The organism is Snodgrassella sp. M0110 (assembly GCF_016101465.1).
GTDB lineage: Bacteria > Pseudomonadota > Gammaproteobacteria > Burkholderiales > Neisseriaceae > Snodgrassella > Snodgrassella alvi.
This window is the reverse complement of sequence record NZ_JACFQM010000002.1, coordinates 311,922-332,927: the sequence shown is the minus strand read 5'-3', so window position 1 is coordinate 332,927 and position 21,006 is coordinate 311,922. Positions and strand designations below refer to the sequence as shown.

Genomic DNA, 21,006 nt, shown 5'->3' with positions numbered 1-21,006 from the left:
ATAAATGATTTAAAGTAAATTAGCTGGTAGCGGGTCGTTTTGTAGCTTATTTACCGGCTGTAAACGCTGATGAAAATCCAGAACATGAAGCTGAGAGCTGTTTAATTTGCTAAAAAATTTTTCACTATAGGGCAGTTGCGGTATGCTGATTCCCAGCCATTGCGCCACACCATCCAGTAATTCCAGACCGCTGCGCTGAGCTTTATTACGTAATTGTCCGGTCAGATCGCTGCTGACAATCACTAATGGAACATGGTAGTTCTGGTAGAAGCAATCATTATGACGCAGGATACTTTCAGAACGTACGATGCTGTTTTTTTCATAACTGTTTTTATCGTGACTTAAACCATGGTCGCTGAAATACAACATACTGAATGGCTGACCGCTGTGCTGTAATGCCGTATATATCTGACTTAGTAAATTGTCTGTCTGCCGGATGGTGTCAATATAGCAGTTAGTGTTGTTGTTATCAACATAGTGATGCGCTTGTTGTGGAAGACGGTCGCACGGATTAGGATGAGAACCCATGATATGCAGCACAATCAGCCGCGACCGATTCGAAGGCAGTGGCTGATTTAAAATTTTTTGCAGTGGGGCAATAAGCTGATCATCAAAGCTGCGTATACCAAAATCGTATCCGGTTGTTTTCAGAAAAGTCACGTGATTTGCCTGATGAGCAATAGAAGAAATTGACGTATCGTATTGCCCGAGAGCGCCCTGATTAGATAACCAGGCGGTATCCAGACCTGCCTTTTTAGCCAGAGTAATAACATTATTTTGTATGTTGATAGATGTGCCGTGGCTGAGTGTCAAGCCATGTAATAATGAAATAGGGGTATTCGGTCCGGCAGACAGCATATTATTCATAACAATATTGGCATGTTTATCCAGAAATGGTGTATCTTTATATTTAAAACCATACAGATGCATATAGTCTGCACGGACACTTTCGCCGATAATCAGTACATAGTTACGATAAATCTGATGGCTGCTGCTGATTTGCCAACTGTCAGGTTTGGCTAAATCCCGCTTCATTTTGGCCAGTTCAGTAAAATAGGCTCGTGGTTGCAGATAGGCATCTGCTAAAAATTCCACCGGCTGTGCGCGCAACGCAAAACCACCGATTGTATAGCCCTTACGTGCTGTCTGTATTGTCATTACCATCAGAATCAGTACTAGCGGAATACTCCAGTAAAAACGCCAGCGAGGTGCTGCGGCTTTACGATTAAAACGTACAATAAACAGCGGAACGGCTGCTAGTAAAATAGTAGCAAAGTAGGTGTGCCATGGAATAGCACCAATATATTCACTTGCTTCACTGACGGTTGTGCTTAATAACGAAGCAATAATGCCAAAACTTGGCCGGCCGTACAGGGTAGCAGTAGGGTGATATAAAAGAATAATAATAGTACTTAACCACATCAGCCATCGCCATACGCTCGGGAAGAAACGCTGTAAAAGCAGCATAAGCAGCCAGGTTTCAATAATCCGGTTTGGATTCGGTGGATAAGCCAGCGCATAAATCATTACCAGACTGTAAATAAGTAATAACACAATCATCAGCAGATAATGTTTACGAGGTGTCAGTTTCATAAATAACTCAGGATGCAGGAGTAAAATTATCGGCAAAGAAAGCTGTTTCTGCCAGAGCAGTCTGTTTGAGGAATAAAGATTTTGCGCTGGCAATCATTTGCGGATGTCCGCATGCATATACTTCATGATTGCTCATATCGGGATAATCATTTAGGGCGATATCTTGTACATATCCCCGAGCTCCTTTCCAGGATGATTCCGGCCGGGACAGTACTGCTGTCCACTTTGCCTGAACCAATTCGGCGCAAAGATTGTCCAATAAGGCTGCATCGTACAAATTTTCTTCTGCGGCAACTCCCCAGTATACATGGATAGCCTGCCGATATTGTTGTTCAGCCAGAGTATTCAGCATAGCTTCAATTGGCGCAATACCAGTACCTGATGCCAGCATAATTAATTGTTTTTGTTGTTTACTCAGTTGAAAGCTGCCTAAAGGTCCGTGAATGTGAATAATATCTTTTTGCTGAAGCCGTCCGTCAAATAATTGTTCAGAAAAAACACCACCCGTATGGCGGCGGACATGAATAACCAGCTGACGAGTATCAGTATTAAAACCGGCGATGGAGTAACTGCGGCGTAAATTATCAGCGAGAACAATATCGACATATTGTCCGGCTGTAAAATTAAACTGTTTTTTTAGCGGCAGTTTCAGGGTAACAATGGCTACATTGGCACAATAGCGAATATCATCAATCCGCGCATTCAGCGTTTGAACCGGCTGATTATTTTTACCCTGATAATTGGGTAGATAAAGTGTTATATCACTTGCAGCACTCTGACAGCATAATAAAATATCCTGCTGATTGCTGTCTTTACTGTTCAAGGCCGCCTGTGAATTGATTTCAGTAGTTTTGCCCTCAGTCAGTTGCGCCTTGCAGGCACCACAACAGCCACTTTTACAGGCATGCGGCAGCATAATACCGTTTTCAATAGCCGCATTAAGCAGTGATACCCCTTGTTTTGCGTAAAAAGTTTCACTTGCCGGTAAAACAGTTATCCGATAACTCATATCTGTTTTGTATTATTTTAAAGAAAACGATTATTTTAGAACCTTGCCAGATAAAAGCCAAATCAGGAGGTAAAAAATGATAATAAATGCCGCAGCGCAGATTACATTATTGTTTAATGAAAAAAGCCTGTTATGCTCAGTAACAGGCTTATCATGAATACTTCCTGAAAAGGCAGGGAAAGATTTAATTAGAAAAGTATTTGGCGTAGATTTTGTCGTACTCGCCACTGGCACGAATTTTTTTCAATGCATCATTCAGTTTTTCTACTGTGGCTGTATCACCTTTGCGTACCACGAATCCATAATGGTCTACACCAAATTCCGGTACCTTATTAATAGTAAATTTATCAGCACCATTGGCTTTAACATAATTACTGATAACAGCACCATCTGAAACCATGGCCTCAACTCCGCCATTTTCCAACTCTTTAATGGCTAAAGGTACACTGTTAAAACGGGCAATTTTGGTACTTTGTGCACCAAGTATCTTCTGAACAGCCAAATCACCGGTCTGACCACTTGCAACAGCTACGCGCTGCATATTATTTAATTCTGCCAGAGAATGAAAGGTTTTTGCTTTCGGTGTCAGTACCATCATAGAAATATCAAAGTATGGATCGCTGAAAGTCATACTTTGTTTACGTTCGTCAGTGATGGTTACCCCGGAAGCTACGATATCTAAATCGCCATTATTTAAGCTGGCAAACAAACCGTCCCAGGGCTGGTCTTTAAACTGTATTTTGAAATTACCGGCTTTAGCCATTGCTGTAAGCAAGTCAATATCAAAACCGGTGAGTGAACCATCAGCGGTGCGTGACTCGAAAGGGGCAAATTCGGCATTTGTACCGACAATATAAGTTTTATCGGCACCAGACTGTGTAGGTGTAGGTGCAGATGCAGATTCTGAATTATTTTTACTTCCGCCACAGGCCGTTAGCACCAGTGCAGAGCACATGGCCGCAGCGGCGAACCAGTGTTTGATTTTCATAAATGTTCCTTGAGTTTAGATGGGTTAATTGGCTAAGGAAGATGTTCTATACAAAAATTTACATTTGATAATACGCATCCTTACTGCCATGTCTGGTTTGATAGTAACATATTTAAATGATGACACAAGCTTTATAGATACTCTGTAATGTAGGTTTGCAGTGTTATAATTTCACCTTCACATATACATGATATTTTCTAACAGTATATAAATTATGTATGTTTTAGTTTTACAGGATAATTTATGCATATAATACATACCATTGCTGAAATGCGTTCATGGCGCAAGCAGGCTAAACGCGTAGCCCTGGTACCGACTATGGGTAATCTGCATGAAGGTCATTTGTCACTGGTACGTACAGCTAAAGCTTATGCTGATTCAGTGGTAGTAAGTATATTTGTTAACAGGATACAGTTTGGTGCCGGAGAAGATTTTGATAAATATCCGCGTACTTTAGAGCAGGATGCAGAAAAGCTTAAAGCAGCCGGTGCCGATGTGGTATTCGCACCCGATGAAAACGAGCTTTATCCAAATGGTGTGCAGAGTTATTTTGTTGAACCGCCGGCAATCCAAAATGAGTTATGCGGGCGCAGCCGTCCGGGTCATTTTCGCGGGGTGACGACAGTAGTAACTAAACTGTTTAATATTGTTCAACCTGATGTAGCCTGTTTTGGTAAAAAAGACTATCAGCAACTGGCTGTGATAAAAGGCATGGTTCAGGATCTGAATATAAATGTAGAAATCATTCCGGTAGAAATAGAACGAGCACAAACTGGTTTGGCTTTATCCAGCCGTAATGGTTATCTTTCGGCACAGGAGCATGTACAGGCAGCACAGTTGTTTGCACAGTTACAAAATATTGCCGATGCAATTAAGCTGGGAAATACTAACTTTTCGGCTTTGGAAAATAGTGCCGCAACGTATTTGCAACAAAATGGATGGCAGGTTGATTATATTGAAATCAGGCAGGCACAAACGCTGACAAAAGCTCAGATATCCGATAAAAATCTGGTTATTCTGGCTGCTGCAATCTTGGGAACTACCCGTTTAATTGATAATATAGAAGTCAATTTGTCGCATTAATAATAAAAATAGTCTGTTAACCAGATATTAACCATAAGGCAGCGTGAACACGTATGTGGTGGATTGTATTAATACTGTTAATTAGTGCTATAGGCGCTTTATTCTGGTGGCGTAATATTCAGGAACGTAAATGGCAACTGGAATTGACCTACCTGACCCGCTATGAAAACCGGTTTCAGGAAGGTCAGTTTCCGGTATTGAAGATTGCCAGACCTTCTTTGAAAAGCCGTATTTCTTGTCTGGCGCAAAAGCTTGTACAGCGCAATCAGACAGTTCAAAGTTCAGCGCAACAAGAACATCCGTTAGAACCAGATTTGCTAAAGACTGAATCTGAAGCAATAGAAACTGTAAATAATCATGAAGAAATTCATCCGGCTGTACCGGCTAATAGTACTGGTGAGAGCTGTCTGCCGAAACAACAGACTGAAAAATCGGAATCTGAACCGGTTACTCCTCAGATTACAGTTATTGAATCCGCTCCTATACCGGTGAAAAATGAAACGGATAAAACAGTCAGTGAAAATGGAGATAGTTTACAAGACACAGCTGATACAGATAATGAATTGCCGGTAATAAAAGAAAACCCTTGGTTTCCGGTTAAATTTTTTAAATCTTTAAAAGAAAATGCTGCGGATGGTAATGATATTCATACTGAAGATGTGGCCGAAGAAAATATTCTGCCGAATACAGAGGAAGAGGCTGACATTGATAATGAAGAGTCGACAGATAAAAATATATTGATTACCAGTGAAGAGCATACACAAGCTGCAGTGGTGTTCCCTCCGGATAAAAATCTGGAAGTAATTACTCTGGCAGAGGCTACCCGTAAAGTAGAAAATCATTCACTTGCGGATACAGTCACTGAACAGGCTCCGGCACTTGAAGTGATTCAGCTTAAATGGCAGTACAAACCTTTAAACAGTCAGAATCAGCAGCACAATCGCAATGCGAAAGAAATTACTGTCGATGATCCGATATTAAATAAAGTTCGTTCGCGTACTAAAGCCGAACAGGCTGCTTTATTAAAAGCTCGGGCATTAAAAAATTTTGATTTGGATGATTTACAACAGGCTACCCATCACAAACTGGGTAATTCTGTTGGTGCTCCTTCGCACCTGCCGCATTCTGTAACTACTATTCCTGAGCAGTCAGTTCATGAGCATAGACTAGGGAGAGAACATAATGGCGTGCAAATTATTAACGAAGAAGATATTCGTTTGAATCTGCTGCGTCAGCGACTGGCAAGACAGCGCCATAACGAGAATGCCCAGCAGTTTAATTCTGGTTATAGCATACCGGTAATAGCTGAAGACGAAATATATGCGAATTTGGCTAAAACCGATTCACCGGTAAACAGACAGAAATTTCAGCGGCCGGTAGTCAGAGAAAGTGTTATTCCGGCAGCTGCACGTATCGGTAAAAGCCATACAGTAAAAATGACGGCACCAGTAGCTGATATGTCTGCAGACAAAGGTTTTACAGATGCTGCCGGCAGTGCACAGGCACCACTGTCAACAAGATTTACACCTTTTCATTCCATGCCGCCAGCATCTATTACTACAGTTGCGGCTGGAAATGCTCCTGTAGCAGAAGATTACAGCAGCAATAATGTTGACTATGGCGATTCTTTTAATCAGCAGCCTGTACAGCAGAATGAAAATTTTACTGAGAATCTGCGCCCGAGAAGAAGTCAGTTTCATTATTCTCAGGATATGCCAACAGTAAAGCAGGCAGTAACAGTCAATAATAATTCACAAAATTCTTATTATGAGAATTCTGATTTTAGTATCGGAAACACTTCTTATCTGTCTGATGATAGTGATGGAGATGTTGCAGTGGCGGAAACTCCGGTATTGGCTACAGAAGATCCGTTTTTCGCTGAAATTGAAGAGCAGACAGAAGCACCAGATTATTTCCCTTTGCATGAACATTACAACGAAGAAGAAGCTAACACAGATATATCAGCATTTTTGCCAAAGGTTGAAACTCAACCGCAGAGCTGCTCAGAAATTGTTAATCATGTTGAAGTAATTGAAAAAGATGAACGACAGACTGAATCAGTACCGGTTGTCGAAAGCACCGGAGTAGTTACCCGAAATAACCGGCAGTCACTACCCACAGAACAAAAAGACTATAGTGCTCAGTCATCGCAAACTGCTATCGGTATGGCATTGCAAAAAGCTTTGCATAAGACAGCGGTTGTCACACCGGCGCACAAACCACAGTTAAAACCTATGCTGCCGAGGATGGATTTATTATTACCACCATATTATGATCCCGCGGCACAACAAAGTGAAGAAACCTTGCTGGAAAATGGTATCACCATCGAAGAAAAACTGGCTGAATTTAAAGTCAAAGTTCGCGTAATTGATGCATTTGCCGGCCCGGTAATTACTCGTTATGAAATTGAACCGGCACAGGGCGTTCGCGGTAGTCAGGTAGTTAATCTGGAAAAAGATTTAGCACGCAGTCTGGGCTTTGCTTCTATCCGGGTAGTTGAAACGATTCCGGGCAAAACCTGTATGGGGCTGGAATTACCTAACCCCAAACGACAAATTATTCGTCTTAGTGAGATTTTTTCAGCTTCGGTATTTCAGCAATCCCGTTCTAAACTGACGCTGGCTCTTGGTCAGGGTATTACCGGTCAGCCTGTGGTAACGGATTTGGCTAAAGCACCACATCTTTTGGTAGCTGGAACAACAGGTTCTGGTAAGTCAGTAGGTGTTAATGCCATGATTCTGTCTATGCTGTTTAAAGCTACACCTGAAGATGTACGCCTGATTATGATTGATCCGAAAATGCTTGAATTAAGCATTTATGAAGGTATCCCTCATCTGCTGGCGCCCGTGGTTACAGATATGAAGCTGGCTGCTAATGCGCTGACTTGGTGTGTAAATGAAATGGAAAAACGTTACCGGCTGATGAGTCATGCCGGTGTGCGTAATCTGGCCGGATTCAATCAGAAAATTGCTGAGCTGGGTGCACGCAATCAAAAATTGTTTAATCCGTTCTCACTTACGCCGGATAATCCTGAACCACTGGAAAAATTGCCTTTTATTGTTGTGATTGTTGATGAATTTGCCGATTTGATGATGACGGCCGGCAAAAAAATTGAAGAACTTATTGCGCGTCTGGCGCAAAAAGCCCGTGCTGCCGGTATTCATTTGATACTGGCTACCCAACGTCCCAGTGTAGATGTTATAACCGGACTGATAAAAGCCAATATTCCAACCCGTATTGCTTTTCAGGTATCCAGTAAAGTAGACAGTCGCACCATTCTTGATCAGATGGGCGCTGAAAACTTGCTCGGACAGGGGGATATGCTGTTTTTACCACCGGGTACCGCCTATCCGGAGCGTGTACATGGGGCCTTTGTCGCCGACGAAGAAGTGCATCGGGTTGTACATTATCTGAAACAGTTTGGCGAACCCCAATATATTGATGATATTTTAACTGCCGGGGTCAGTGATGATGATATGTTCAGCAATGCATCGTCACGCAGTAGCGATGATGAGCTTGATCCTCTGTATGATGAAGCAGTGGCGCTGGTAATTAAAACTCGTAAGGCAAGTATTTCTTCTGTACAAAGACAATTGCGCATCGGTTATAACCGTGCTGCACGTCTGGTTGAACAAATGGAAGCAGAAGGAATTGTCTCTGCCGCAGAAGGCAATGGCAATCGTACCGTGCTGGCTCCGCAGAGTAATCATCTGGATGGATAATCTTTTAAAAATAAGTTTGTTTCTGCCGATTTCTTAAACGCATATTTTTATATGCGTTTTTTTATATCAATATAATACTACCGACGCAGGTGTACGTTTTTGGGTTTTAAATAATAAACAGCATCTCTGTAATATGGTTGATATCAATATTTATATTTTTTAAACCAATAAATAATATTCAGGTGAGCCGTATTTATAATGGCAAATTATAGTGTAGATACATTCAAATTGCTCTTGTCAGAATATTAATATCTAGTAATTTTTGATATTTAGAAAGATTGATTAGCAATAAAAGTTAGTCTGCGTTTTTAATATAAGTATCAAAAAATAATTATTTAGCTAATGATATGTATTTATTTGTATGATAAAAATGAATAAATTGTTAAAAATGTTGTTTAATTTATACATTTAATAGTTTTTTTTAGGAAAATGTCATATAAATTGAAATTTTTCTACTTTATTGCAATGAAGCTTGAATTTAAATAATGACAAATAATTAAATAAATATTGTAAATATGTATTTAAACGCAAATAAATATACAAATATATTTAATTAAAGTATAAATATTCTTATAATCGATAAAATATCTAAAAATAATATATTAAATTTTATAATTAAATAAAAATTGTAAGTAATTGTTTTATAAATTAAATTGTTTGCCTCGTTTGTAGGTAAGTCTTAAGATTAATTATCTGTATCTGACATATAAATCCGAATTTGAAAATTTATAGTTGTAAATGTATTAATAATCTGGAGATAAACTAATGATTGAATCCTACAAACGATTCTGGCATAACATTCTGAATTTTTCAGGAACCTCTAATCGTGCTGATTATTGGTGGCCGATTGTTCTTAACTATTTTCTTGGAATGATTTTATTATATGCTGTTGAAAAAATGCTGGGACATCCGATTAATGATATCTATACATGGGGTGACTGGACAATTAATTTCGTTGTGCTGGTAATCGGTTTTGTTGTATGGATAGCGACTTTGTCACTTCAGTTCAGACGGCTGCATGACACTAACCGTTCTGCATGGTGGATTCTGATTACTCTTATACCGGTCATCGGGCAAATCTGGTTTATCATACTGATGCTGTTGCCGGGTAAGCCAAACCGTTTTGAGCATAGGTTATTCTAGCGTTTTGGGGAGATTCCGTATGGAAAATAATAAAGACAAAACTAAAAATTTAGTTTTATCTTTATTTAGTTAGTGGCTTATTTATATATATATTATGATGATAAAAAATAAGCCACTAATTGAAAAATTTATTGCCATTGTAAAAAATGTCAACGATACATTTTGATTTTGAATTATAAGAAGATAACTACAAGATTGGCAGGGTGAAATAAATAATTACATTTTTCTTATATTTTCATTTAAATTTTAATTTGAAAAATATTTAATTTATTTTAAAAAATTTATGATCAAAATCATATATCTATTTTTAAATATATGATTTTCCTTAATAGATATGTAACTAATGATAACATCTCATTTATTTACTTGTTTATATGACTTTTTGATATTAAATAGACATCAACAGCAGTCTCTGAACATTCTTCATAAGAAGCATCATTTTTAGTAATGGTTTCATAAGTATTTCCTGTTGTATCATAAAAAATAAAGTGATAAATCTGGGTATATAAGCCTTTTGCTTTTTTCTCAGATGCCAATAATGTTGACTTAGTTTTAGATTCATCTAAATTTATGATAGTAACTATACCAGCTTTTTGTAACCAGGTTTCACTCATATTCATTGGCCAGGAATCGCAATCAGGCCCTTTAGCAAAGCTTAATATAGGCAAGACTGCTAATAGCGTTACTATTAAAAATTTTTTCACTTTTCTTCATCCTTAGATTTTATCTATTATGCTATTACTGCTGTTCCACATATCTTTTCGATAATTTTTATCTAGAATTATACATTACATCTTACTGATATATTTCATTTAAATTTTAGTTTTAAAAATTTATAATGAAAATTATATATTTATTTAAAATATATGATTTTATTAAAAAATAATGTGATTAATGATAACATCTCACTTATTTTCTTGTTTATAAATATTTGATATTAATTTTGATATTAAATATACATCAACATCACTCATTGAACATTCTTCATAAGAAGCATCACTATTAGTAATGATTTCATAAATATTTCCTTTTTTATCATAAAAAATAAAGTGATAAGTCTGGGTATATAAGCCTTTTGCTTTTTTCTCAGATGCTAATAATGTTGACTTAGTTTTAGATTCATCTAAATTTTTAATATCAACTATACCAGCATTTTGTAACCAGACTTCACTCATATTCATTGGCCAGGAATCGCAATCAGGTGCTTTAGCAAAGCTTAATATAGGCAAGATTGCTAATAGTGTTACTAGTAGAAGTTTTTTCACTTTTTTATCCTTTTGTTTTATCTATTCCACTATTATATTACTTCTAGATTTTTATTATTGCTATTCCACATTTGTTCCCGATATTTTTTATCTAGAAGAATACAACCAGTAGAAGTAGTACCGGAATTCATTTTACTATCACCATGGATGTAAAAACCAAATCTACCACACATATTATTACCTGGATCAGGTTCTAACCTGATTGAATATGCACTACAATGTGGGTGTTTCAAGATAATCTCTAAGATGGCAGAATGTAATAAATATTACATCTTACTTATATATTTATTTGATACTAAGACTATAAATTACTGTAATCAAAATTTCACTATTCCAGAACTGAATAAATGAAATGATTTAAGTTTTATTTTAAAAACATCTAATTTGTTTTAAAAATATATAAAGAAAATCATATATCTATTTTTAAATATATGATTTTCCTTAAAAATATTTAACTAATGATAACATCTCATTTATTTACTCGTTTATTTATATAACTTTTTGATATTAAATAGACATCAGCAGCAGTCATTGAACATTCTTCATAAGAAGCATCATTTTTAGTAATGATTTCATAACTATTTCCTTTTTCATCATAAAAAATAAAGTGATAAATTTGGGTATATAAGCCTTTTGCTTTTTTCTCAGATGCTAATAAAGTTGACTTAGTTTTAGATTCATCTAAATTTTTGATATCAACTATACCCTCTCTTTGTAACCAGCTTTCACTTACATTCATTGGCCAGGAATCGCAATCAGGCCCTTTAGCAAAGCTTAATATAGGCAAGATTGCTAATAGTGTTACTAGTAGAAGTTTTTTCACTTTTTTATCCTTTGGTTTTATCTATTCCACTATTATATTACTTCTAGATTTTTATTATTGCTATTCCACATTTGTTCCCGATATTTTTTATCTAGAATAATACAACCAGTAGAAGTAGTACCGGAATTCATTTTACTATCACCATGGATGTAAAAACCAGATCTACCACACATATTATTACCTGGATCAGGTTCTAACCTGATTGAATATGCACTACAATGTGGGTGTTTCAAGATAATCTCTAAGATGGCGGAATGTAATAAATATTACATCTTACTTATATATTTATTTGATACTAAGACTATATAAATTGATGCAATCAAAATTTCACTATTCCAGAGCTGAATAAATGATATGATTTAAGTCTTAGTTTAAAAAAATATTTAATTTATTTTAAATATTTATTATTTATGATGAAAATCATATATCTATTTATAGATACATGATTTTCCTTAAAAAATATGTAACTAAGGATAACATCTCATTTATTTACTTGTTTATATGACTTTTTGATATTAAATAGACATCAGCAGCAGTCTCTGAACATTCTTCATAAGAAGCATCATTTTTAGTAATGGTTTCATAAGTATTTCCTGTTGTATCATAAAAAATAAAGTGATAAATCTGGGTATATAAGCCTTTTGCTTTTTTCTCAGATGCCAATAATGTTATCTTAGTTTTAGATTCATCTAAATTTATGTTATCAACTATACCAACTTTTTTTAACCAGCCTTCACTTATATTCATTGGCCAGGAATAGCAATCAGGCCCTTTAGCAAAGCTTAATATAGGTAAGACTGCTAATAGTGTTACTAGTAAAAGTTTTTTCACTTTTCTTCACCCTTAGATTTTATCTCTTATGCTATTACTTCTAGAATTTTATCACCGCTGTTCCACATATCTTTTCGACACTTTTTATCTAGAATTATACAAACATCAAAAGCTATACCGGGATGCATTGTACTATTACCATGGATGTAAAAACCGGATCTACTACACATATTATTACCTGGATCAGGTTCTAACCTGATTACATATGTACCACAATGTAGATGTTTCAAGATAATCTTTAAGATGGCAGAATGTAATAAATATTACATCTTATTTATATATTTATTTGATACAAAGACTATATAAATTACTGTAATCAAAATTTCATTATTCCAGAGCTGAATAAATGATATGAATTAAGTTTTATTTTAAAAAACATCTAATTTATTTTAAAAATTTATGATGAAAATCATATATCTATTTTAAATATATGATTTTCCTTAAAAGATATGTAACTAATGATAATATTTCATTTATTTATTTGTTTGAAACACTTCTTGATATTAAATAGACATCAACACCAGTCTCTGAACATTCTTCATAAGAAGCATCATTATTAGTAATGGTTTCATAACGATTTCCTATTGCATCATAAAAAATAAAGTGATAAATCTGGGTATATAAGCCTTTTGCTTTTTTCTCAGATGCCAATAATGTTATCTTAGTTTTAGGTTCATTTATATTTTCGATAGCAACTATACCAGCATTTTGTAACCAGACTTCACTCATATTCATTGGCCAGGAATGGCAATCAGGCCCTTTAGCAAAGCTTAATATAGGCAAGACTGCGAATAGTGTTACTAGTAAAAATTTTTTCACTTTTCTTCATCCTTAGATTTTATCTATTATGCTATTACTTCTAGAACTTTATCACCGCTGTTCCACATATCTTTTTGATACTTAATATTTACAATTATACAACCATGAAAAGCAAAACCGGGATGCGATTTACTATCACCATGGATGTAAAAACCGGATCTACTACACATATTATTACCAGAATTAGGTTCTAACCTGATTACATATGTACCACAATGTAGATGTTTCAAGATAATCTTTAAGATGGCAAAATGTAATAAATATTACATCTTAATTATATATTTATTTGATACTAAGACTATCTAAATTGCTGTAATCAAATTTCACTATTCCAGAGCTGAATAAATGATATGATTTAAGTTTTCGTTTAAAAACATCTAATTTATTTTAAAAATTTATGATGAAAATCATATATATATTTATAGATACATGATTTTCCTTAAAAAATATGTAACTAATGATAATATCTCATTTATTTACTTGTTTGAAACACTTTTTGATATTAGATAGATATCAACACCAGTCATTGAACATTCTTCATAAGAAGCATCATTATTAGTAATGATTTCATAGCTATTTCCTATTTTATCATAAAAAATAAAGTGATAAATCTGAGTATATAAACCTTTTGCTTTTTTCTCGGATGCTAATAATGTTATCTTAGTTTTAGATTCATCTAAATTTATGACATCAACTATACCAGCATTTTGTAACCAGCCTTCACTCATATTCATTGGCCAGGAATCGCAATCAGGCCCTTTAGCAAAGCTTAATATAGGCAAGACTGCTAATAGTATTACTAGTAAAAGTTTTTTCACTTTTCTTCATCCTTAGATTTTATCTATTATGCTATTACTTCTAGAATTTTATCACCGCTGTTCCACATATCTTTTCGATAGTTTATAAATAGAATTATACAACCATGTGATGCAGAACCGGGATGCGTTTTACTATCACCATGAATTAAAAAACCGGATCTACCACACATATTATTACTTGGATCAGGTTCTAACCTGATTACATATGTACCACAATGTGGATGTTTCAAGATAATCTTTAAGATGGCAAAATGTAATAAATATTACATCTTAATTATATATTTATTTGATACAAAGACTATATAAATTACTGTAATCAAAATTTCACTATTCCAGAGCTGAATAAATGATATGATTTAAATTTTATTTTAAAAACATCTAATTTATTTTAAAAATTTATGAAGAAAATCATATATCTATTTTTAAATATATGATTTTCCTTAAAAGATAATGTAATTAATGATAATATCTCATTTATTTTCTTGTTTATAAATATTTGATATTAATTTTGATATTAAATATACATCAACATCACTCATTGAACATTCTTCATAAGAAGCATCACTATTAGTAATGATTTCATAACTATTTCCTTTTTTATCATAAAAAATAAAGTGAAAAATCTGGGTATATAAGCCTTTTGCTTTTTTCTCAGATGCTAATAATGTTATCTTAGTTTTAGATTCATCTAAATTTTTAATATCAACTACACCAGCATTTTGTAACCAAGTTCTACTCATATTCATTGGCCAGGAAACGCAATAAGGTGCTTTAGCAAAGCTTAATATAGGCAAGACTGCTAATAGTGTTACTATTAAAAATTTTTTCACTTTCCTTCATCCTTTGATTTTATCTATTTTACTTCTAGATTTTTATCATTGCTTTTCCACATTTTTTCCCGATGTATTTTACGTAGAATTATACAACCAGTAGAAGCCGTACCGGGATTCTTTATACTATCACCATGAATGTAAAAACCGGATCTACCACACATATTATTACTTGGATCAGGTTCTAACCTTATTATATATGGACCCATATGTTTATGGTTCAAGATAAGCTCTTTCATAATATATTTACCTCTGGGCAGAGGACCAACATTGCTTACACATTGTTTTGAAGGTTGGTTTTGCCCTTCACCAAAACCTGCATACCCAGAAATAATAAACTCACCATTATGTCTCAAGATACCAGTTTTTTGTTCATAAGTCCAAGTCATAGCAATTCACTCCTTTTTATAATTAATAAAAATCTAAAATAGATTAAAATAAGTTATTTTATTATTTCAATTATTAAATATATTAAAAAATAGTAAATATATTATATATTTTATTGGCAAAGATATCAAATTTTATATGAATATCAAATCTGTATTTCGACTTTTGCGTTATAGTGCTGCCAGTTTTCTGATTGGGGTGTTATGAAAAATCTGTGGCAAAAGTTTGATCGGTCGTTTATACGCGGACAGAAGTTATCAAAAGTCCTGGTTGTGCTGATTGCTGTGTGGCTGTTTCTGGCTACCAGTCTGGTAGGGTTGTCGTTGAATACCTCATGGCGGCTGGAAGAGCTGGGAATGGCAATCAATGAAGCCGGCAGTCTGCGCAAGCGGGTGTTTTATATGGTACTGGTCACGAAAACACCGGGTGCGGAGCAGCAGTTTGCGGATGAAAAGCGTCAATTTAAGGAAATACTTGGTCATTTATACGAATTGCATGATACCGGGGTTATGAACGGTCAGCGCCATAAACAGTTATTAACTCAAGTTCAGGAAATTGAGGAGCAGTTGCAGGATTTTCTTGCTGACCGTGAAGCTTATTTACAGGGCAGACTAAGCGGAGAAGCTTTCCTTGCTCAGGCCAGAGAATTTACTGCGGTAATTGACCGGGTGGTTTTGCTTATTGAGCAAGATAATACGCACAATATCAAACTGTTGCGCTGGTTGCAGGTGCTAGTATTAATGATGGCTGTTCTATCTGCGATTGTATCATTGCTGTTACTGCATCATCTGGTTATTTCGCCGCTGTTACGTCTGAATCAGGGGATCAGTCAGATTGGTAAGGGGTATTTTGATACACGCCTGAAAGTGGGTACGGCTAATGAGTTCGGGCAGGTAGCACAGGGTTTTAATTTGATGGCCGCCAAGTTGTATGAGGTATATGACACGCTGGAAAACCGGGTAGCTGAACAGACGCAGGCAGTGGTTAAGCGTAATCGTGAGCTGGCGGTATTATATGCTATGACCTCATTGTTTCAGGAACAGCATGATCTGACGGTGCTGGTACAAATATTTATGCATAAAATGAAGGCATTCAGTGGTGCGGATGCTTGTGTGGTGCAGTTAAAAAATCGCCATTCACAGATGCTTGAAGTAGCCGGCTCGGATGGGCTGACAGAAGAGCAGGTAGATATGTTCCGTGATTATCGCTGTGATGGCGGGCGCTGTGTGCGGTTGCATCAGTCTGTGGTTAATTACAATAATCAATCGCTGGTCATTCATGAGGAAAATAATCATTGCTGTCAGATGCAGCAGGTTCTGCCGTTTTGTCTGACTTTTGCAGTGAAATCAGTAGATGATGAAATCGGTATGCTGCACTTGTTTGCACTGAAGCCGTTTGCGCTGAGTGAAGAAAATCAACGTCTGATTTCAACTGTTTGCAGCCAGTTCGGGATAGCAATTGAGAGTATGCGCCTGAATGAACTGGATAAGCAGATGGCGATACTGGAAGAGCGTAACCTGATGGCACAAGGATTGCATGATAGTATCGCGCAGTCGCTTTCATTTATGAATATGCAGATACAGGTACTGGAAAAATCTCTTGCAGAGCAGAAACAAGAGCAGGCTAAACAGACTCTGGATTTTATTCATGAGGGTATTCAGCAATGCTATGATGATGTACGCGAATTATTGTCAAATTTCCGGGTACGTCTGGTTTCAGAAGGGCTAATCAGTTCGTTGCAGGAAGTGATGAAAAGATTTGAACAACAAACAGATATTGTTGCGGATTGGTCGGTAGAAGGCGATGTGTATGAGGTAGAGTCGGATGTACAATTGCAGGTAGTGTTCATTGTGCAGGAAGCATTATCAAATGTACGTAAACATGCGCATGCCGATGCTGTGCGTGTGAGGCTGGTATATCTGGCTGATCGCCTGAATCTCTGTATTGAAGATAACGGAATAGGTTTTGCCGAGGATACGCTGATTCAGAAGGGGCTGCACGGGCATGTGGGTGTGCATATCATGAAAGAACGAGCCGGCAAGATTAATGGAGAATTAAAAATATTTGCACGTGAAAATAACGGGGTCTGTGTAGAGTTGATGGTGCCGCGTCAGTATATTCATGCGCAGAAATAATTTTTGGGAATTTAATAATGCTTAATAAAAATAAGTACCGGATTCTGATTGTCGATGATCACACTTTGTTTCGGCGTGGTTTGCGTGCACTGATTGATAGTTGTGAGCGTTTTGAGGTGGTGGGTGAAGCCACAGACGGGCTTGAAGGGGTAAAAATGCAGCAACAGCTCCAGCCGGATGCCGTACTCCTTGATCTGGATATGCCGGTAATGAGAGGACTTGAAGCACTACCGCAGATGATAAATCATAATCCGCAGCAGGTGGTACTGATGCTGACAGTATCTGAAGACGGTAGCGATTTACTCGAATGTATGCGACTGGGCGCCCGCGGATATCTGTTAAAAAATATTGATACGGAATTTTTGCTGGATAGTATTGAAAAAGCGATTAGCGGTGATAGTGTGTTATCGCCTGAAATGACAAGTAAGCTGGTAACAAGGTTGCGCAGGCAGGAGCAGGCTGACGAGAAAATTACTGAACCACTGACACCGCGCGAACGGGAAATTTTGCGCTGGCTGGCACGTGGGAATAGTAATAAGGTGATTGCGCGTAATCTGGATGTAACTGAAAGCACTATAAAAGTGCATGTTCAGAATATTTTACGCAAATTAAATGTAGCCAGCAGGGTGCAGGCTGCTGTCTATGCCATTGAGCATGGTCTGGATAAATAAACAAGTGAGTTGAGTATCAGGTAATAACTACTGAATATCAGAATTTGATAAAGGCCTATTGAGTTTGTCAATAGGTCTTTTTGCTTATTTGACGTTGTGCTTTCTGGTTAATGATTTTGCATCGGATGACTAATTGGATATGAAAAGGTGATTACGTACACTAAAGAGAATTATTAATGGGGGTACAGAATGGATTCTGGTGTTAGAAAATCGGTAACAGTGCTTACTTCCAGCACGATTGCATTTATTGTCTGTTTTATGATCTGGATGATATTTGCTGTTTTGGGAATACCTATCAAAAAACAATTACAACTTAGTGAAGCTGAATTTGGTTTGCTGGTAGCGATGCCTGTACTGTCCGGATCACTTATCCGGGTACCTTTAGGTATCTGGACTGACCGTTTTGGCGGCCGTATTGTATTTTTTCTGCTGATGCTGTCATGTGTTCCGGCAGTCTGGCTGCTTGAATATGCACACACATACAGTCAGTTTCTCTGGATTGCGCTGTGGCTGGGATTAGTAGGCGGCTCATTTTCTGTTGGTACTCCTTATGTGGCCAAATGGTTTCGCAAGGAACGTCAGGGTTTGGCAATGGGTATTTTTGGAGCCGGTAATGCCGGTTCTGCCGTAAATAAGTTTCTGGCACCTGCACTAATTGCAGCATATGGCTGGCAGGCTGTACCCCGTGTATATGCCGTAATTTTGCTGGTCATTACAGTATTGTTCTGGTTTTTCAGTTATCCGGAGCCTAAAGCAGCTTCTGCGAAACAGCCAAGTCTGAAAGCTCAGTTGTTATTAATGAAAAATCCGCAAGTGCTGAAATACAGTCAGCTGTATTCGGTAGTGTTTGGCGGCTATGTAGGTATTTCGCTGTGGATGGTGAATTACTATGTTAACGAATATAACTTCGGCTTAGCACAGGCCGGATTGCTGGCTGCATGCTTCTCTCTGCCGGGGGGTGTACTGCGTGCATTCGGTGGCTGGCTGTCTGATAAATACGGTGCCTATAAAGTTACCTGGGCTGTAATGTGGATTTGCGCAATTGCATTCTTTCTGTTGTCTTATCCGCAAACACAAATGTCTATTCGTACAGTAAGTGGTCATCTGGATATGCATATTGGTTTAAATGCAACGATATTTACTGTGCTGCTGTTTGTGGTCGGTGTGGCTATGGCAATCGGTAAAGCTTCGGTATTTAAGTTTATTTCTGATGAGTTTCCGGATGATATGGGTACTGTGTCTGGTGTAGTGGGTCTGGCCGGGGGACTGGGCGGTTTTCTGTTGCCGATTATGTTTGGTCGGTTAGTAGACTGGACAGGTGTACGTTCTACCTCCTTCATGCTGATGTTTGGCACGGTATGTATCAGTTTAATCTGGATGCATTTTTCTCTGAAAAACCCTAAGCACCAATAAAGTGAGTTTGATATGGGTAAAGTTTTAAAAGATTGGCGACCGGAAGATCAACAATTCTGGCAGTCAGGTGGTCGTGCAATAGCACGCAGAAATTTATGGATTTCCGTTCCTGCATTGTTACTGGCGTTTGCCATCTGGCAGGTATGGAGTGTGACGGTAGTAAAACTGCCACTGGTTGGATTTAAGTTCAGCAGCAATGAACTGTTCTGGCTGGCGGCCTTGCCGGCATTATCAGGTGCAACTTTACGAATTTTCTATTCATTTGTGATTCCGATTTTCGGTGGCCGCAAATGGACGACAATTTCTACAGCCAGTTTGCTGATTCCTGCGCTGGGTTTGGGCTTTGCTGTACAGAATCCGAATACTTCTTATACAACGATGTTCATTCTGGCGCTTTTATGTGGTTTTGGCGGAGCAAATTTCAGTTCATCTATGTCCAATATCAGTCTGTTTTTCCCGAAATCGGAAAAAGGTCAGGCGATGGGGATTAATGCCGGTTTGGGCAATCTGGGCGTATCCGCAGTACAGATTGCTGTGCCACTGGCGATTACTAGCTGTCTGTTTGGTGCAATGGGCGGTGAGTCTCAGACAATTTCTACGCCTCAGGGATCTGCACAGGTTTGGTTGCAGAATGCTGGTTTTATCTGGGTACCGTTTATTGTGCTCAGTACGCTGGCTGCATGGTTTGGGATGAATGATATTGGCAGCATGCATTCCTCACTAAAGGAACAGTTTGTCATTTTCAAGCGGTTGCACAACTGGATTTTATGCTGGCTTTATGTGGGCACGTTTGGTTCGTTCATCGGTTTTTCGGCTGCTTTCCCGTTATTAATCAGTCATTCTTTCCCGCATCTGGATGCAGTTAAATTTGCCTTTTTAGGTCCGTTTGTAGGTGCAGTACTGCGTGTCGTGGGTGGTTGGCTGTCTGACAAGATGTCTGCGGCAAAACTTACCGAAATCAGCTATGCCATGATGATTGTCGGGGTCATTGGTGTTCTGGTATTTCAGCCTATTGGCGGCAATGAAGGCAGTTTTGTTGGTTTTTTCTGTAGTTTTATGTTGCTGTTTGCTTTTAGCGGTATTGGTAACGGTTCAACTTATGCGCAGGTGCCGCGGATTTTCTCTCAGTTTCATCGTCATCTGCATCAGGGCGATGTTAAAACCTCAGAAGCTCATGCCACTAAAGAATCAGCTACGGTATTAGGCTTTATGGGCGCAATCGGTGCTTATGGTGGTTTTCTGATTCCGAAAAGTTTTGGTTCTTCGATTGAGGCGACAGGCAGCGCATCAGTGGCTTTATGGGGCTTTATTGTTTTCTATGTAAGCTGTCTGATAGTTAATTACTGGTTTTATGTTCGCAAACAATCAGTTACGAGTTGTTAATTTGAAGTGATCGCACCATTGTCATAGATAATGGTGCAGAAAAAATATAAATCAATAAGAAACTGTTTGAGGCTTTTGCCTCTATGGAGCACA

General features: G+C 37.4%; 19 protein-coding genes. 7 read left to right on the top strand and 12 right to left on the bottom strand.

The annotated features are described in order from the left end of the window. Window positions 1–9: 9 nt before the first annotated feature. The 3 genes from H3T84_RS04350 to H3T84_RS04340 all read right to left on the bottom strand — a co-directional run bounded on the left by H3T84_RS04350 (window position 10) and on the right by H3T84_RS04340 (window position 3,590). On the bottom strand, window positions 10–1,593 hold the full coding sequence (locus H3T84_RS04350; protein WP_198218242.1) for a phosphoethanolamine transferase: 1,584 nt from the start codon (window positions 1,591–1,593) through the stop codon (window positions 10–12). Between the two features lie 7 nt (window positions 1,594–1,600). Next, entirely contained in the window at window positions 1,601–2,602 is a 1,002-nt protein-coding gene (locus H3T84_RS04345) for a 2Fe-2S iron-sulfur cluster-binding protein (protein ID WP_198218240.1), read from the bottom strand. Window positions 2,603–2,786: 184 nt separating this feature from the next. Further along, window positions 2,787–3,590, bottom strand: a complete 804-nt coding sequence (locus H3T84_RS04340; RefSeq protein WP_198218238.1) for a basic amino acid ABC transporter substrate-binding protein — start codon at window positions 3,588–3,590, stop codon at window positions 2,787–2,789. A gap of 243 nt (window positions 3,591–3,833) precedes the next feature. Between H3T84_RS04340 and panC the strand changes: the two genes are divergently transcribed. The 3 genes from panC to H3T84_RS04325 all read left to right on the top strand — a co-directional run bounded on the left by panC (window position 3,834) and on the right by H3T84_RS04325 (window position 9,538). After that, complete coding sequence (gene panC / locus H3T84_RS04335) at window positions 3,834–4,673, top strand: pantoate--beta-alanine ligase (protein ID WP_198218236.1); 840 nt, start codon at window positions 3,834–3,836, stop codon at window positions 4,671–4,673. Between the two features lie 53 nt (window positions 4,674–4,726). Further along, window positions 4,727–8,395, top strand: a complete 3,669-nt coding sequence (locus H3T84_RS12085) for a DNA translocase FtsK (RefSeq protein ID WP_232346102.1) — start codon at window positions 4,727–4,729, stop codon at window positions 8,393–8,395. Window positions 8,396–9,160: 765 nt separating this feature from the next. Continuing rightward, window positions 9,161–9,538, top strand: a complete 378-nt coding sequence (locus tag H3T84_RS04325; RefSeq protein WP_037474252.1) for a DUF805 domain-containing protein — start codon at window positions 9,161–9,163, stop codon at window positions 9,536–9,538. A gap of 362 nt (window positions 9,539–9,900) precedes the next feature. Here the strand turns inward: H3T84_RS04325 and H3T84_RS04320 are convergent, their stop codons facing one another. The 9 genes from H3T84_RS04320 to H3T84_RS04280 form a co-directional block, all read right to left on the bottom strand. Further along, the gene (locus tag H3T84_RS04320) at window positions 9,901–10,242 is read right to left on the bottom strand and encodes a hypothetical protein (RefSeq protein ID WP_100141632.1); all 342 of its coding nucleotides are present in this window, start codon (window positions 10,240–10,242) and stop codon (window positions 9,901–9,903) included. 201 nt (window positions 10,243–10,443) lie between these two features. Then, entirely contained in the window at window positions 10,444–10,803 is a 360-nt protein-coding gene (locus H3T84_RS04315) for a hypothetical protein (protein WP_198218234.1), read from the bottom strand. Window positions 10,804–11,272: 469 nt separating this feature from the next. After that, a complete protein-coding gene (locus H3T84_RS04310; protein ID WP_198218232.1) occupies window positions 11,273–11,626 on the bottom strand; it encodes a hypothetical protein in 354 nt (117 codons plus the stop codon). A 32-nt stretch (window positions 11,627–11,658) separates the two neighbouring features. Continuing rightward, window positions 11,659–11,859, bottom strand: a complete 201-nt coding sequence (locus H3T84_RS12410; protein ID WP_370524003.1) for a tlde1 domain-containing protein — start codon at window positions 11,857–11,859, stop codon at window positions 11,659–11,661. A 256-nt stretch (window positions 11,860–12,115) separates the two neighbouring features. After that, the gene (locus H3T84_RS04300) at window positions 12,116–12,457 is read right to left on the bottom strand and encodes a hypothetical protein (RefSeq protein ID WP_198218230.1); all 342 of its coding nucleotides are present in this window, start codon (window positions 12,455–12,457) and stop codon (window positions 12,116–12,118) included. 477 nt (window positions 12,458–12,934) lie between these two features. Then, window positions 12,935–13,276, bottom strand: coding sequence for a hypothetical protein (locus H3T84_RS04295; RefSeq protein ID WP_198218228.1), 342 nt, complete (start codon window positions 13,274–13,276; stop codon window positions 12,935–12,937). 476 nt (window positions 13,277–13,752) lie between these two features. After that, complete coding sequence (locus tag H3T84_RS04290; protein ID WP_198218223.1) at window positions 13,753–14,094, bottom strand: hypothetical protein; 342 nt, start codon at window positions 14,092–14,094, stop codon at window positions 13,753–13,755. A 470-nt stretch (window positions 14,095–14,564) separates the two neighbouring features. Beyond that, window positions 14,565–14,924, bottom strand: coding sequence for a hypothetical protein (locus tag H3T84_RS04285; RefSeq protein ID WP_198218222.1), 360 nt, complete (start codon window positions 14,922–14,924; stop codon window positions 14,565–14,567). Window positions 14,925–14,947: 23 nt separating this feature from the next. Then, window positions 14,948–15,313: a tlde1 domain-containing protein gene (locus H3T84_RS04280; RefSeq protein WP_198218221.1), complete on the bottom strand. Its 366-nt coding sequence runs from the start codon at window positions 15,311–15,313 to the stop codon at window positions 14,948–14,950. A 201-nt stretch (window positions 15,314–15,514) separates the two neighbouring features. On the opposite strand from H3T84_RS04280, the gene H3T84_RS04275 reads away from it, so the two are divergent. The 4 genes from H3T84_RS04275 to H3T84_RS04260 all read left to right on the top strand — a co-directional run bounded on the left by H3T84_RS04275 (window position 15,515) and on the right by H3T84_RS04260 (window position 20,913). Beyond that, entirely contained in the window at window positions 15,515–17,446 is a 1,932-nt protein-coding gene (locus H3T84_RS04275; RefSeq protein WP_198218219.1) for a histidine kinase, read from the top strand. A 17-nt stretch (window positions 17,447–17,463) separates the two neighbouring features. Continuing rightward, on the top strand, window positions 17,464–18,117 hold the full coding sequence (locus H3T84_RS04270) for a response regulator transcription factor (protein ID WP_174830023.1): 654 nt from the start codon (window positions 17,464–17,466) through the stop codon (window positions 18,115–18,117). Between the two features lie 189 nt (window positions 18,118–18,306). Beyond that, window positions 18,307–19,530, top strand: a complete 1,224-nt coding sequence (locus H3T84_RS04265; protein WP_084564566.1) for a nitrate/nitrite transporter — start codon at window positions 18,307–18,309, stop codon at window positions 19,528–19,530. A 12-nt stretch (window positions 19,531–19,542) separates the two neighbouring features. Continuing rightward, complete coding sequence (locus tag H3T84_RS04260) at window positions 19,543–20,913, top strand: NarK family nitrate/nitrite MFS transporter (protein WP_078474597.1); 1,371 nt, start codon at window positions 19,543–19,545, stop codon at window positions 20,911–20,913. Window positions 20,914–21,006 lie beyond the last annotated feature (93 nt).

Excerpts from the sequence above, each read along its gene's own strand:
- H3T84_RS04350 (WP_198218242.1), bottom strand. The coding sequence starts at position 1,593 with ATGAAACTGACACCTCGTAAACATTATCTGCTGATGATTGTGTTATTA.
- H3T84_RS04345 (WP_198218240.1), bottom strand. The coding sequence starts at position 2,602 with ATGAGTTATCGGATAACTGTTTTACCGGCAAGTGAAACTTTTTACGCA.
- H3T84_RS04340 (WP_198218238.1), bottom strand. The coding sequence starts at position 3,590 with ATGAAAATCAAACACTGGTTCGCCGCTGCGGCCATGTGCTCTGCACTG.
- panC (WP_198218236.1), top strand. The coding sequence starts at position 3,834 with ATGCATATAATACATACCATTGCTGAAATGCGTTCATGGCGCAAGCAG.
- H3T84_RS12085 (WP_232346102.1), top strand. The coding sequence starts at position 4,727 with ATGTGGTGGATTGTATTAATACTGTTAATTAGTGCTATAGGCGCTTTA.
- H3T84_RS04325 (WP_037474252.1), top strand. The coding sequence starts at position 9,161 with ATGATTGAATCCTACAAACGATTCTGGCATAACATTCTGAATTTTTCA.
- H3T84_RS04280 (WP_198218221.1), bottom strand. The coding sequence starts at position 15,313 with ATGACTTGGACTTATGAACAAAAAACTGGTATCTTGAGACATAATGGT.
- H3T84_RS04275 (WP_198218219.1), top strand. The coding sequence starts at position 15,515 with ATGAAAAATCTGTGGCAAAAGTTTGATCGGTCGTTTATACGCGGACAG.
- H3T84_RS04270 (WP_174830023.1), top strand. The coding sequence starts at position 17,464 with ATGCTTAATAAAAATAAGTACCGGATTCTGATTGTCGATGATCACACT.
- H3T84_RS04265 (WP_084564566.1), top strand. The coding sequence starts at position 18,307 with ATGGATTCTGGTGTTAGAAAATCGGTAACAGTGCTTACTTCCAGCACG.
- H3T84_RS04260 (WP_078474597.1), top strand. The coding sequence starts at position 19,543 with ATGGGTAAAGTTTTAAAAGATTGGCGACCGGAAGATCAACAATTCTGG.